General features: G+C 71.8%; 10 protein-coding genes and 1 pseudogene. 6 read left to right on the top strand and 5 right to left on the bottom strand.

What is annotated here, in order from left to right; all coding sequences use genetic code 11:
- Both malQ and CCN51_RS36360 read right to left on the bottom strand, forming a co-directional pair.
- Positions 1-1,528: 4-alpha-glucanotransferase (malQ, locus tag CCN51_RS36365; RefSeq protein WP_086860567.1), on the bottom strand; the 1,528-nt coding region annotated here is incomplete at its 3' end.
- A 22-nt stretch (positions 1,529-1,550) separates the two neighbouring features.
- On the bottom strand, positions 1,551-1,862 hold the full coding sequence (locus CCN51_RS36360) for a hypothetical protein (RefSeq protein WP_014179651.1): 312 nt from the start codon (positions 1,860-1,862) through the stop codon (positions 1,551-1,553).
- A 456-nt stretch (positions 1,863-2,318) separates the two neighbouring features.
- Here CCN51_RS36360 and CCN51_RS36355 point away from each other — a divergent pair, with 456 nt between their 5' ends.
- Positions 2,319-5,297, top strand: coding sequence for a glycoside hydrolase family 84 protein (locus tag CCN51_RS36355; protein WP_014179650.1), 2,979 nt, complete (start codon positions 2,319-2,321; stop codon positions 5,295-5,297).
- A 148-nt stretch (positions 5,298-5,445) separates the two neighbouring features.
- On the opposite strand, the gene CCN51_RS36350 is transcribed toward CCN51_RS36355, so the two are convergent.
- Entirely contained in the window at positions 5,446-5,982 is a 537-nt protein-coding gene (locus CCN51_RS36350) for an HNH endonuclease (RefSeq protein ID WP_014179649.1), read from the bottom strand.
- Positions 5,983-6,348: 366 nt separating this feature from the next.
- Between CCN51_RS36350 and CCN51_RS36345 the strand changes: the two genes are divergently transcribed.
- Positions 6,349-7,458, top strand: coding sequence for a mechanosensitive ion channel family protein (locus tag CCN51_RS36345; protein ID WP_245881742.1), 1,110 nt, complete (start codon positions 6,349-6,351; stop codon positions 7,456-7,458).
- 108 nt (positions 7,459-7,566) lie between these two features.
- Here the strand turns inward: CCN51_RS36345 and CCN51_RS36340 are convergent, their stop codons facing one another.
- Together CCN51_RS36340 and CCN51_RS36335 are read right to left on the bottom strand one after the other, a co-directional pair.
- Entirely contained in the window at positions 7,567-8,067 is a 501-nt protein-coding gene (locus tag CCN51_RS36340) for a hypothetical protein (protein WP_014179647.1), read from the bottom strand.
- 46 nt (positions 8,068-8,113) lie between these two features.
- On the bottom strand, positions 8,114-9,214 hold the full coding sequence (locus CCN51_RS36335) for a trypsin-like serine peptidase (RefSeq protein ID WP_143675994.1): 1,101 nt from the start codon (positions 9,212-9,214) through the stop codon (positions 8,114-8,116).
- Positions 9,215-9,444: 230 nt separating this feature from the next.
- Here CCN51_RS36335 and CCN51_RS36330 point away from each other — a divergent pair, with 230 nt between their 5' ends.
- The 4 genes and pseudogenes from CCN51_RS36330 to CCN51_RS36315 form a co-directional block, all read left to right on the top strand.
- Entirely contained in the window at positions 9,445-10,647 is a 1,203-nt protein-coding gene (locus CCN51_RS36330) for an ROK family transcriptional regulator (RefSeq protein ID WP_078610640.1), read from the top strand.
- A 174-nt stretch (positions 10,648-10,821) separates the two neighbouring features.
- Entirely contained in the window at positions 10,822-12,153 is a 1,332-nt protein-coding gene (locus CCN51_RS36325; RefSeq protein WP_043487604.1) for an ABC transporter substrate-binding protein, read from the top strand.
- A gap of 11 nt (positions 12,154-12,164) precedes the next feature.
- Positions 12,165-13,121, top strand: coding sequence for a carbohydrate ABC transporter permease (locus CCN51_RS36320; RefSeq protein ID WP_014179643.1), 957 nt, complete (start codon positions 12,165-12,167; stop codon positions 13,119-13,121).
- 24 nt (positions 13,122-13,145) lie between these two features.
- Positions 13,146-13,418 (top strand): annotated as a pseudogene (locus CCN51_RS36315) (carbohydrate ABC transporter permease); the annotation flags it as partial.

Below are 13,418 nucleotides of genomic sequence, written 5' to 3'. Positions count from 1 at the left end.
CCCCCGGCTCCACCGTGCCCAGGTCCTCGCCGATGACCACCGCCCCCGCGCGATACGCCTCCAGCGCGAGCACACCGAGCATGGCCTCCGCGTCGTAGCGGACGTAACAGCCCTCGGTCGGCTCCCGCCCCTCCGGCACCCACCACAGCCGGAACAGGCCCATCACATGATCGATGCGCAGCGCGCCCGCGTGCCGCAGCAGCCCGCGCAGCAGATCGCGGTAGACGGCGTAGCCCGTGGCGGCCAGGGCGTCCGGGCGCCACGGCGGCAGCCCCCAGTCCTGGCCGCGGGAGTTGAACGCGTCCGGCGGCGCGCCGATCGACATCCCGGACGCGAAGACGTCCCGCAGCGCCCAGGCGTCGGCGCCCGACGGATGCACCCCGACCGCCAGGTCGTGCACCAGGCCGATGGCCATCCCGGCGTCGAGCGCGGCGCGCTGCGCGGCGGCCAGCTGCCCGTCCGTCAGCCAGGCGAGCCAGCAGTGGAAGTCGGCCCGGTCCAGGTGCTCGCCCCGGGCGCGGGCGACCGCGGCGGACCGGGGGTCGGCCAGGCCGTCCGGCCAGGCGCGCCAGGCGGGGCCGTGGAGCTCGGCGAGCGCGCTCCAGATCGCGTGGTCCTCGAGGGCCTGGCCGCGCTCGGCCAGGAAGTCGCAGTAGGCGGCCCGGCGGCCGGGGCTGAGCGGCACGGTCCGCACCAGCTCCAGGGCCTCCCGCTTGAGCGCCCACACCGCGTCCCGGTCGATCAGCGCGCCCTCGTGGAGCACGGCCGTGCGCAGCGCGGCGGCCCGCTCCAGCAGCTGGTCGACGCGGTCGCGCGCGGGGCCGCGCAGCTGGGCGTACTCGGGCACGTCCTCGACCCGTAAGTGGACCGGGTCGGGGAAGCGGCGCGAGGAGGGGCGGTACGGCGAGGGGTCGGTGGGCTCGGCCGGTGTGCCGGGCACGGCCGCGTGCAGCGGGTTGAGCTGGACGAACCCGGCGCCCAGCGCCCGGCCCGACCAGGCGGCGAGGTCGGCCAGATCGCCGAGGTCGCCCATCCCCCAGGAGCGCGCGGACAGCAGCGAGTACAGCTGGACGAGGAAGCCGTGGCTGCGCGCCGGGGGCGTCGGCATCCGGTCGGGGGCGACGATCAGGGTGGCGGTGGCCGAACCGCCGTCGGGGGCGTGGGCGTGCACGGTGTGGCGGCCCAGGGGGAGCGCGGAGGACGCCGGGCCGTCGGCGGCAGGCCGCCAGTCGAGCGCCGCGCCGTGCGCGCCGTCCTCGGGTTCCACCCGCAGCACGGTGCCCTCGGGGAGCCGCAGCCGTGGCGGCCGGCCGGGGCGCACCACCACGCAGGGCGGCAGCAGCCGGTCGCGCTCCTCGCGCTCGTGCCGCTCCAGAGCGGCCTGTACGGAGTGAGGGGTCGAAGCGTCCACGCCGAGCGCGGCGAGCACGGCGACGACGGTGTCGTCGGGCACCCGCACGGTGCGGCCGGGGGCGGGCTCGTAGGAGGTGGCGACGCCGTGCAGCTCGGCGAGGAGCGCTCTGCCCATCAGGACTCCATTCAGAACTCCATCAGAACTCCATGAGCTCCATGCCCGCCCCGGCGCCGAACGAGGCAGTGGTCGGCTCGCTCGTCAGCGGCAGTTCGGCGGCGAGCGGAGGCTCGCTGGTCAGGGGGGCGATATCGGCGGGCGCTGGCTCACTGGTGAGCGGCGTCTCCGCGTGCAGACCGGAGCCGGCCCCCTCCAGACCGCACAGGCCGCAGTCGGGGTGGGTGACCCCGGCGAACGGGTCGGGCTCCCCCGGTCCGGATGCGATGCCGGTCGCAGGTTCGGTCACAGGTTTGGAGAGAGCAGAGAGCAGAAGCTGAGCTGACGCGGCCACACGGGCCTCCGTGAGGGTGTCGGCAGTGGGACAGGGCAGGCCTACCCACTCGAGGCGGTCGCAGACGTAACCGGTCCCCTGACGTGCCTCAGCTCACATCCCCTGAAGCAGACGATTTGACGGTCGTAAGGGGTCCGAGACACATAGCTTACTGACCAACCCGACATTCCGGCGTGAGACTTTCGGTGTCAAGGCGCACGCCCCGGCCACTGTCGGCCTGCCCCCGCCCCCGCCACAAAGCGCCCGGCGCCTTTGCCGCAGTGCTCATCTCGTCACACCACACACCATGGCATTACCGGCACTTCGGTCACCGCCGTTGACACCCTCACACGCGCGATGGTGGGCTCGCGCCTACCAGGGCTACACCTAAGCGACCCACCAGTCCGTATCGAGGAGAAGCCCGTGCAGTTGCGGGGAAACCGAGGACGAACATCGAGGGCGGCCGGAGCCACGGCCATGGCCGCCGCCGTCATCGGCGGACTGCTGGGCGGCGCGCCAGGGGCGGCCGCCGCACCCGGGGACCGCGGCGCCCCCGGCACCTCGACGACGGACCGCGAGAGCGACGGCGCCGTGCGGCCCGTATGGCCGCGCCCGCAGTCGCTGCGCGCCCAGGGATCCGGTGTGAGCGTGGGCGAGGAGGTCACGCTCATAGCCGACGCCGACTCCGACCCGTACGCACTGGACGCGCTGCGCGCCCTGCTGCACGACGCCGGGGCGCGCATCGTCAACGAGGCCACCGAGCCCATACCCAAGGGGATGCCGCTGGCGAACGGGCTGGTGGTGCGCGTCGGCGGGCGGGGCGCGCAGAGCGCACTGCGCGCCCTGGGCGCACCCGAGCGCGGCGATCTGCCCTCCGGCGGCTACCGGCTCGCGACCGGCCGGGCGGCCGGGGTGCCGACGGTCGCGCTGTCCGGCGTCGGCCCGGACGGCCTCTTCCACGCCGTCCAGACGCTGCGCCAGCTCCTGGTCCGGCCCGCGCACGGCGGGGGCACCTTCCCCGGGGTGACCGTGCGCGACTGGCCCGCCGCCACGGTTCGCGGCACCACCGAGGGCTTCTACGGCCAGCCCTGGTCCCACCAGGACCGGCTCGCCCAGCTCGACTTCATGGGCCGTACCAAGCAGAACCGCTACCTCTACGCGCCCGGCGACGACCCCTACCGCCAGGCCCGCTGGCGCGACCCGTACCCCGCCGAGCGGCGCGAGGAGTTCCGGGAGCTGGCCGACCAGGCCCGCCGCAACCACGTCACCCTCGGCTGGGCGGTCTCCCCCGGCCAGGAGCTGTGCTTCTCCTCCGCCGAGGACCGCAGGGCGCTGCTGCGCAAAGTGGACGCCATGTGGGCGCTCGGGGTGCGCGCCTTCCAACTCCAGTTCCAGGACGTCAGCTACAGCGAGTGGCACTGCGGGGCGGACGCCGACACCTACGGCTCGGGCCCCGAAGCTGCGGCCCAGGCGCAGGCCGAGGTCGCAGGCGCGGTCGCCGCGCATCTGGCCGCGCGCCACCCCGACGCCGCCCCGCTCTCCTTGATGCCGACCGAGTACTACCAGGACGGCGCCACCGAATTCCGGCGCGCGCTGGCCGACCGGGTCGACCCCGGTGTGGAGATCGCCTGGACCGGCGTCGGGGTGGTGCCCAAGACCATCACCGGCAGCGAACTGGCCGACGCGCGGGCCGCATTCGGCCACCCACTGGTCACCATGGACAACTACCCGGTCAACGACTACGCCCAGGACCGGGTCTTCCTCGGCCCGTACACCGGGCGCGACCCGGCAGTCGCCACCCAGTCCGCGGGGCTGCTCGCCAACGCCATGGAGCAGCCGACCGCCTCGCGTATCGCGCTGTTCACCGCCGCCGACTTCGCCTGGAACCCGCGCGGCTACCGCGCCCAGGAGTCCTGGCGGGCCGCCGTCGACGACCTGGCCGGGCCCGACCCGCGCGCCCGCGCGGCCCTGCGCGCGGTCGCCGGAAACGACGCGTCCTCGGTCCTCGGCGGCGAGGAGTCCGCGTATCTGCGCCCGCTGATCGAGGCGTTCTGGACGGCGCTCGCCAAAGGCGAGGGGCAGCGGCTCGACCGGGCGGCGGACCGGCTGCGCTCGGCCTTCACCACGATGCGGGACGCCCCCGAACGGCTCGATACGACCCTGGGCGGCGAACTGGGCCCCTGGCTGGACCAGTTGGGGCGCTACGGCGACGCCGGAGCGCAGGCCGTGGACATGCTCACCGCCCAGGCGCGCGGCGACGGGGCGGCGAGCTGGTCGGCCCGGACCGCGGTGCAGGAACTGAACGAGAAGATCGCGAAGAGCCGGGTGACGGTGGGCAAGGGCGTCCTGGGCCCCTTCCTGAAGGAAGCCCTCACCCGGGCCGACGCCTGGACGGGCCTGGACGCCGCGGACCAGAAGTCGCTGCACACCTCCAAGGCCCAGCGCGCCGCCGCCGACGGCGACGCGGCGACCTCGCTGGCCCCCACCGGCCCGGTCACGGTGCGCTTCGACCGCGCCCGCCCGCTCACCGCCGTCTCCGCGCTCACCGGGCGTGCCGCCGCCTCGCCCGGCACCGTCTGGGTCCATGTCCCGGACGAGGGCTGGCGGAAGCTCGGCGCGGTCTCCGGCAGCGGCTGGACCCAGCTGGCGGGCCGTGGCGTACGGGCCGACGCGCTGCGGCTGACCTGGGAGGCGGGCACGACACCGCCCGACGTACACGAGATCACCCCGTGGTTCGCCGACACCCCGGCCGCCGAGCTGCGGCTGTCCCGGGACGTGGTCGACGCCGAGACCGGCGGCCGTGCCGTCGTCGTCGAGGCCCACGTCACCCCGCGCCGCCCCGAGGACATCCACGGCGAGCTGACCGTCCACGCGCCGCGCGGTGTCCACGTCACGGCCGACAAGGCGGTGACCGCCCGGCGCGGATCCACCGCGACCGCCCGGATCGAGGTTTCGATCCCGGACGGAACCAAAGCGGGCACTTTCACCGTCCCGGTGCGCTTCGGCTCACAGGAGACCTCTCTGACCGTACGGGCCTTCCCGCCCACCGGCGGCCCGGACCTGGCCCGCGCGGACGGCACGGAGGCGACATCGTCGGCCGATGAGACCGCCGACTTCCCGGCCTCCGCCGCGATCGACGGCGACCCCGCCACCCGCTGGTCCTCCCCCGCCGACGACGGCGCCTGGCTCCAGCTGGAGCTCGCCCGCCCGGCCCGGGTCGGCCGGCTCGATCTGCACTGGCAGGACGCCTACGCCAGCCGCTACCGCGTCCAGGTCTCGGCCGACGGCCGCACCTGGCGCACCGCGGCCACCGTCTCCGACGGCCAGGGCGGGCACGAGACCGTCCGGATGGACGCCCCCGGCACCCGCTTCATCCGCATCCAGGGCGCCGAGCGCGCCACCCGCTTCGGCTACTCCCTGTGGTCAGTGGCTGCGTATGCGGTGACGGCCGACTGAAAAGCGGGCCGCGGGCCGCCGGCCGCGGGTCCGCACAGCGCGCAGGACAGCGCGTGGCCCCCGCTCCGCCGCGGGGGCCACGGTCCGCGGACCGCCGCACGAACACCGCGCGGCGTCGCAGGTACGCAGACATGACGATGGCCCGGTCTCAGGCAGATTTGCCGTCGATCCGGGCCATGGCGTCCTCCGCGCCGTACGGCTGCAGGTATGGCAGCCAGCGCGGGTCCCTATGCCCTGTGCCGATGATCCGCCAGGCGAGGCCCGACGGCGGCGCCGGCTGATGGCGCAGCCGCCAGCCGATCTCCGCGACATGGCGGTCGGCTTTGACATGGTTGCAGCGACGGCACGCGGCCACCACGTTCTCCCACGTGTGCTGGCCGCCGCGGCTGCGGGGGATCACGTGGTCGACGCTGGTCGCCACGCCACCGCAGTACGCACATCGCCCGCCGTCGCGGGCGAACAGGGCACGGCGGGTGAGTGGCACGGGGCCCCGGTAGGGCATCCGGACGAATCGCTTCAAACGGACCACGCTGGGTGCGGGTATGACACGGGTCGCGCTGTGCATCAGGGCGCCTGAGTCCTCAAGGCTGACGGCCTTGTCGTTGAGGACGAGTACGAGCGCGCGGCGGAGCGGTACGACGCCGAGCGGCTCGTACGACGCGTTGAGGACCAGGACATGCGGCACGGGTGCCTCCTTGTACGCCGGCGGCGCGTGGCTCGCGCCGGGACGATCTCCCCCAGTTTCCCCTGAACCCCGGCCGGAACGCCACCATCACCGGGTTAACGGTTGAGAGGCATTTCCGCGTACCGCCCGCATACCGCCGGAAGAGCGGAATTCGGCGGCCATCCGGGCCCGCGGACGCCCATGAGAGTGGCAAGAATCACGGGCCGCCCCGGGCTGCGGCGGAAATCGCCCGGCTGACGCCCTCACCCCGCTCTTGTACGCCCCCTCGGCGCCCTCACGCGCTCTCGAACACAGGAACGGCACATTCCCGGGCCCGGCTACTGTGTGAGGGGTTGCCCGCCGGTCCTCCGTCCGGGCATGTCGCACATGAAGGGTTTCGCTGTGTTCTGGTCCGCTGCTCCGGCCGCAGACGCCACGCCTACTCCCACTCCCAGCACTCCCACCCCGCTGAAGGACGCGCAGGAGAGCGCCACCAACGCCGCGGGCTGGGTGCAGGAGAACTGGTCCACCTGGCTCAGCATCGGGCTGCGGATCGCCCTGATCCTGGTGATCGCGTTCGTGCTGCGGACCGTCGTGCGGCGCGCGATCACCAAGCTGATAGAGCGCATGAACCGCACCGCCCAGGCCGTGGACGGCACGGCCCTGGCCGGTCTGCTGATCAACGCGGAGCGGCGGCGCCAGCGATCCTCGGCGATCGGCTCGGTGCTGCGCTCCGTCGCCTCGTTCCTGATCATGGGCACCGCGGCGCTGATGATCCTGTCGACGCTGCAGATCAATCTGGCACCGCTGCTGGCCAGCGCCGGTGTCGCGGGTGTGGCCATCGGTTTCGGCGCCCGCAACCTGGTCACCGACTTTCTGTCCGGCGTGTTCATGATCCTGGAGGACCAGTACGGGGTCGGCGACTCCATCGACGCCGGGGTGGCCTCCGGCGAGGTGATCGAGGTCGGGCTGCGCGTCACCAAGCTGCGCGGCGACAACGGCGAGATCTGGTACGTGCGCAACGGCGAGGTCAAGCGAATCGGCAACCTCAGCCAGGGCTGGGCCACGGCCGGCGTGGACGTCCAGATCCGCGCGGACGAGGACCTGGAACAGGTCCGCGCGCTGATCACGCAGGTCGGCGTGGACATGGCCAAGGAAGAGCCCTGGAACGAGCGGCTGTGGGAGCCGATCGAGGTGCTGGGGCTGGACGCGGTCTTCCTGGACTCCATGGTCGTGAAGGTGACGGCGCGCACCATGCCGGGCAAGGCGCTCGGCGTCGAGCGCGAGCTGCGCTGGCGGATCAAGAAGGCGCTGGACGAGGCGGGGATCCGCATCGTCGGCCGCCCCCTGGACCCGGATCTGCAGCCCGAGGATGCCGCCAACCCGGCGACAACGACGACCGTCGCGGCGCCGTCGGCCCTGTCCAACCCGGACTCCCCGCAGTCCCTGGCCACCACCCCGATCCCGCCGCCGGCCACCCCGCCCGTCCAGAAATAGCCGCGCCCCAGCCAAGAAGCAGCGCCAAGAAGCAGCGCCGGGAAGCAGCCGTACGCACAGCCGCGGTGGTCGCGCGGCTGTGCGTACGGGGTCTCGCTGTGCTTGGTCTCAGGCCGTGACGGTCAGCGTGTTGCTCCAGACCAGACGGCCGTTCTCATAGCGCTCGTCGTGGGCGCTGAAGTGGACCTGCTCCCCCGGATACGCCCCGTAGAGATAGACGATCGGGTTGGGGCAGACCAGCAGCGGCGGCAGCGTGGCCTTGGGGTCCACCGGGACGGAGATGTTCCCGGAGGGGTCGGAGGTGGTCTGCAGCAGCGTGGGGCTGGTGCGGAGGTCGGAGAGGGTGACGGTGCCGCAGGTCGGCACCGAACCCGAGACGGCGGTCCTGACCCACACCCGGTGGCTGGGCAGGAAGCCGCTGCCGGTGAGGGTCTTGGACTGGATGTCGTAGCTGATCAGCGTGGGCCCGGCGGCCACCCGCGCGACGGCCGCGGGCGCCGCCGCGGCCTGGGTGGCGGGGACGAGGAGGGTGGTGGAGACCGCGAGGGCCGTGCCCACCGCGAGCGCGGCGCGGACGGCGAGCGTCTTCAGGGTCCTGGAAGCGCGCATGATGGTTCCTCAATTCCAGTGTGGACGGCGTCGCGTCAGCCGTGGGTCAGCTGTCGGCGACCCGGTAGAAGAAGTCCCTGAACTCGGTGTTGACGTAGGGGCTCTGGAGATAGCCGCTGGGCTGGTGGATGCTCGTCACGCCGTTGACGTAGCCGAGCGTGGTATCGGGCTCGACGTTCATCAGCCAGCGGCCGCCCCGGGAGAGCCCGCCGTCCGAGGGGGCGCAGGGCAGCTCGATGCCCCCGAAGGCGGCGGGGCGGGTGTAGCCGCCGCACCCGGAGGGGATCTGCCCGTTGACGGAGTATCCGTTGGCGCTCACGAACTCTTCCTTGGGCTGATTCCAGGCGAAGCCGTCGCCGCCGACCCTGTCGACGAGCCGTTGGCCGGACTCGTTGGGGTGGGTGGTCGCCAGCCCGAAGTCGTAGTTCATATTGCCGTCGTCGATCCACGCGTTGAACGTGTATCCCCAGTCGCCGACGAACTTGCCGTAGGGCGCGTTCCCCTTGAAGTAGCCGGGAATGAACACCCAGTTGTTCATCCAGGCGTGCGCCGCCCTGCTGTACACACAGCTGCCGGAGGTGACCACCAGCCGGCGCGAACCGCTGTTCAGCGCGTTGCCGTCGCAGGCCTTGTCCTTGCCGTCGAACGGATCGACGTACAGGATCCGCCCGACGCGGGTCGGGATCTCGGCGGCCGCGGTGGGCGTCCCCAGGCTGCTCGCCGCGGCCGGGGGTACGGAGCCGGGTTCGTCGGCGGGCTCGGCGGCGGACTCGGCAGCGGGTGCCTCGATCTGCCGCTGGGCGTGTCCGATGGCGCCCCGGGACGGGCCGCCGCCTTGGTACGCGGCGTGCCGCATCCGCTCCGGCGTCCAGTAGGCCCGGACCGCCTCGGCGGCCTCGGCCGGGGCGGCGTCCCGGCCGAGGCCGCCGGCCTGTGTCAGCGCCGCCGAGGCCGCGCCCGCGCCGCTCGCCCCGCCCGCGCCATGCACCCCGGCCGGGCCGCTCGATCCGCCCTGGCCGCCCGACCCGTGCGGGCCGCCTGACCCGTGCGGGCCGTCCGACGCGGCCCGCGCGCCGCCGGCCCCGGCGACGACCGCGAGCAGCACTGCGATGAGCACCGCGAGCGGCCCTCGTGAGGTTGTTTTCATGCGCTCCCCGTTCCATCGATTGCCCGCGACGGTGGCAGGCACCGCTGGATCCCCGCTGGAGGAACCCTCGCCTCCGACCCCGGCCCGGCCCGGCCCTCGCCGGCCTGGCGGCCATGCCCCCACTCACCCGGCCGCACCCATTGACGCCTCACCGCCCCGGCCCTTACCTTGCTGTTCATCAATAGGAAAGTTTCTTAACAGAGGCATCGAGCGATACGGGGGCACCCACCATGGCGGCATCAGGCACTCCGGGAACGCCGCGCGTGCTGCGCGCCATGAACGACCGGGCCGCGCTCGAACTGCTCGTCGCGCACGGGCCGCTGACCAGGACCCGGCTCGGCGAGCTGACCGGGCTCTCCAAGCCCACCGCCTCCCAGTTGCTGGCCCGGCTGGAGGCCGCGGGACTGGTCCGGACGACTGGGAACGTCACCGGCCGCCCCGGGCCCAACGCCCAGCTGTACGAGATCAACCCGGCCGCCGCCCATGTCGCGGCGCTCGCCGTCGACCAGGAGGGCATCACCGCCGCCGTCGCCGACATCACCGGCCAAGTCCTCGGCGAGCACCGGGTGAACGCCGAGGCGACCGCCGAGTCGGTGCGCAACCGCACCGGCGAGCTCGTCGCCGAGGCCGTGGACGGCGCGCTGGCCGCCGCCGGGCTCACCCGGGACGATCTGCGGCAAACGGTGATCGGCACCCCCGGCGCGCTCGACCCGCGCACCGGGGTCCTGCGCTACGCACCCCACCTGCCGGGCTGGCAGTCCCGCACCATGCGGGACGAGCTGGCCGAGGTGCTGGGCACGCCCCTGGTGATCGAGAACGACGTCAATCTCGCGGCCGTCGCCGAACAGCACCACGGCACCGCGCAGGACTTCGACGACTTCGCGCTGGTCTGGGCCGACGAGGGCGTCGGCGCGGCCATCGTGCTCGGCGGCACTCTGCTGCGCGGGGCGACCGGCGGCGCCGGGGAGATCGGCTATATGCCGCTGCCGGGTGCCCCGCTCGCGCGCGGCGGGGACGACAGCGCCGCCCGGCCGGACGCGGGCGGGGGCTTCCAGAAGCTGGTCGGCTCCCCCGCCGTGGTCGAACTGGCCCGGGAGCACGGCATCCAGGCACCCACCGCCACCAAGGCACTCGCCTCCGCGCTGCGCACGCCCGGCGCGGGCGACGCCGTCCTCACCGAGCTGGCCCGCCGCCTGGCCACCGGACTCGCCTCGGTCGTCGCCGTGGTCGACCCGGAGCTGGTGGTGCTCTCCGGACAGGTCGCCCAGGCCGGCGGGGAGCGGCTGCGGGAGCTGGTCGAGGCCGAGATGACCGGGCTCGCGCTGCCCCGGCCGCGCTTGCGGATCAGCGCCGTCGAGGGGGATCCGATTCTCATCGGCGCGCTGCAGACGGCGCTCGCCGATGCCCGTCACACCGTCTTCGACACGGCCTGACCCCGTCCACCCCGTCGTCCCGCCCCATCCCTCTCCTACCAGTACACCGCCCGGGCCTTCCCGGTTCCGCCCGTCCCCGACACCTGGTCCTCAATCGCCGTACCCAACCCCCCGCCCGGCGCCCCGCACCGCCGCTTCCCCTGCCGTTTCCCCCGTGCACAAGGAAGTCCGTCCATGCCACGACGATCATTGGCCCATCTCGGGTCAGCGCTCTGCGCCGCCGCCCTGCTCCTGGCGGGCTGCGCCAACCCGAGCACCGGCAGTGCCGAAGACGATCCGACCAAACCGGTCACGCTCAAGTTCTGGCACGGCTGGTCGGAGCAGAACGAAGTCAAGGCGATCAACGCAAGCATCGCCCGCTTCGAAAAGCTCCACCCCAATATCAAGGTGAAGTCCGTCGGCAATGTCACCGACGAGACCATCAACCAGGCGCTACGGGCCGGCGGCGGCGACGCCCCCGACGTCGTCACGTCCTTCACCACCAACAACGTGGGCCAGTACTGCTCGTCCGGTATGTGGGCCGATCTCGACCCGTTCATGAAGAAGACCGGGCTCGACAAGGCAAAGGTCTTCCCCAAGACGCTGCTGGACTACACCAGTTACCAGGGCAAGCAGTGCGCGCTGCCGCTGCTGGCCGACGCGTACGGCATGTATTACAACAAGGACGCCTTCAAGGAGGCGGGCATCGCGCGTCCCCCGCACACCATGTCGGAGCTCAAGCGGGACGCGGCCAAGCTGACCAAGCGCACCAAGGGCGGGGGCTATGAGCGGGTCGGCTTCATGTCCAACTTCCGGCTCTACCAGAACAGCCCGGACCGGCTCTTCGCCCAGTGGGGTCCGACGTACTTCGACAAGCACGGAAAGGCGCGGCTGGAGAAGGAAGGAAAGATCAAGGAATTCTACGCCACCGCCCGGGACCTGATCCAAGAGCAGGGCGGATACGGCCCGCTGGAGACCTTCCGTACCTCCTTCGGCGATGAATTCTCCTCCCAGAACGCCTTTCTGAGCGGCAAACTGGCCATGCACCTGGACGGCGAATGGCGTGGTCTCTTCCTCAAGGACGCGAAGTTCAAGTGGGGCACCGCCCCGCTGCCCGTGCCCGACGACCAGGCCGACACCTATGGCCGGGGCTATCTCACCGGCACCGTCACGGGCATCGCGCACAGCAGCAAGCACCAGAACGCCGCCTGGGAACTGGTGCGCTTCCTGACCGCCGACACCGATCAGGTGGTCACCTTCGCCAACGCCATTCACAATGTGCCGTCCACCAAGGCGGCGCTCACCTCCCCCAAGCTTGACACCGATCCGACCTTCCGCACCTTCCTCGATATCGCGCAGAACAAGTACAGCAACGCCCTTCCGCCCTCGATCAACGGCGGGCAGTACGTGACCTCGCTGCAGGATCTCTCGTACAACGTGGAGGCGGGAAAGGTCCATGACCTGGACAAGGGGCTCAGGGAACTGGACGACCAGATAGACGCCGATATTCTCCAGGCGCAGGACTGACGGAGGGCGACATGGCCACGACGACAACAAACGCCCCCGCCCTGCGCCGTAAGCATCTGCGCAAGCGGCTGCGCACCCTCGGTTTTCTCTCCCCCTGGCTGGTCGGCTTCACCGTCTTCTTCGGCTATCCGCTGATCGCCACCATCTACTTCTCCTTTATGCACTACAACCAGATCAAGGCGCCGACCTTCGTGGGCCTGCGCAACTGGCGGTATGTGCTGGAGCAGATGCCGCTGTTCGGTCCGGCCCTGTGGAACACGCTGTGGCTGGTCGTGGTGATGGTCGCGCTGCGCGTGGTGTTCGGTCTGGGCATCGGGCTGCTGGTCACCAAGATAAAGTCGGGCGTCGGTTTCTTCCGCACCGCCTTCTATCTCCCCTATCTCGCCCCTCCGGTGGCCGCGACCGTCGCGTTCGTCTTTCTCCTCAACCCCGGCACCGGCCCGGTGAACGAAATTCTCGGCAAGATCGGGATTGCCGCGCCGAACTGGTTCAACGACCCGGCCTGGGCCAAGCCCTCGCTCGTGATGCTGTCCCTGTGGGGCATCGGCGATCTGATGGTGATCTTCATGGCCGCGCTGCTGGATGTACCGAAGGAGCAGTACGAGGCGGCCGAGTTGGACGGCGCCGGGGCGTTCACCAGGTTCCGCTATGTCACCTGGCCGTCGATCACGCCTATCGTGATGTTCGCGGTTGTGACGGGTGTGGTGCAGACCATGCAGTACTACACCCAGGCCCTGGTCGCCGGAAAGCTGGCCTCGGGCGTCAGCATCGGCCCCGGTTCGGTCATCCAGCCCGGCTACCCCGATCACTCCACACTCACGGTGCCACAGCTCGTGTACTCGCTCGGCTTCCAGAACTTCAACACCGGGGCCGCCTGTGTGCTCTCGCTCGTGCTCTTCGCGATCGCGATGGCCGTCACCACCCTGCTGATGCGCCGGCGAGCCGGTCTGCTGTCGGCGGACGACTGAGAAGGCTTAAGGGGACCAACCGATATGACCACCACCACCCTCTCGGCACCGTCCGCGCCGGTACGGCCCGCCACCCGCCCCTCCTCCGCTCCGGCCGCCCGCCGCAAGGCCGTACTGCACTGGATCGCCGTGCACGCGGTCGCCATCGCCGCCGCGCTCTTCTTCGTGCTGCCGTTCGTCTTCGTCTTTCTTACCTCGGTGATGAGTGACAGCCAGGCGATGAGCGGCGATCTGTGGCCCGACACATGGCACTGGTCCAATTACACCGAGGTCTTCAACACCCCTGGCTTTCTGGAC

Source organism: Streptomyces milbemycinicus, assembly GCF_002154605.1.
Lineage (GTDB): Bacteria > Actinomycetota > Actinomycetes > Streptomycetales > Streptomycetaceae > Streptomyces > Streptomyces milbemycinicus.
The sequence above is the reverse complement of the archived record's forward strand: the minus strand, read 5'-3'. Positions and strand labels throughout refer to the sequence as shown.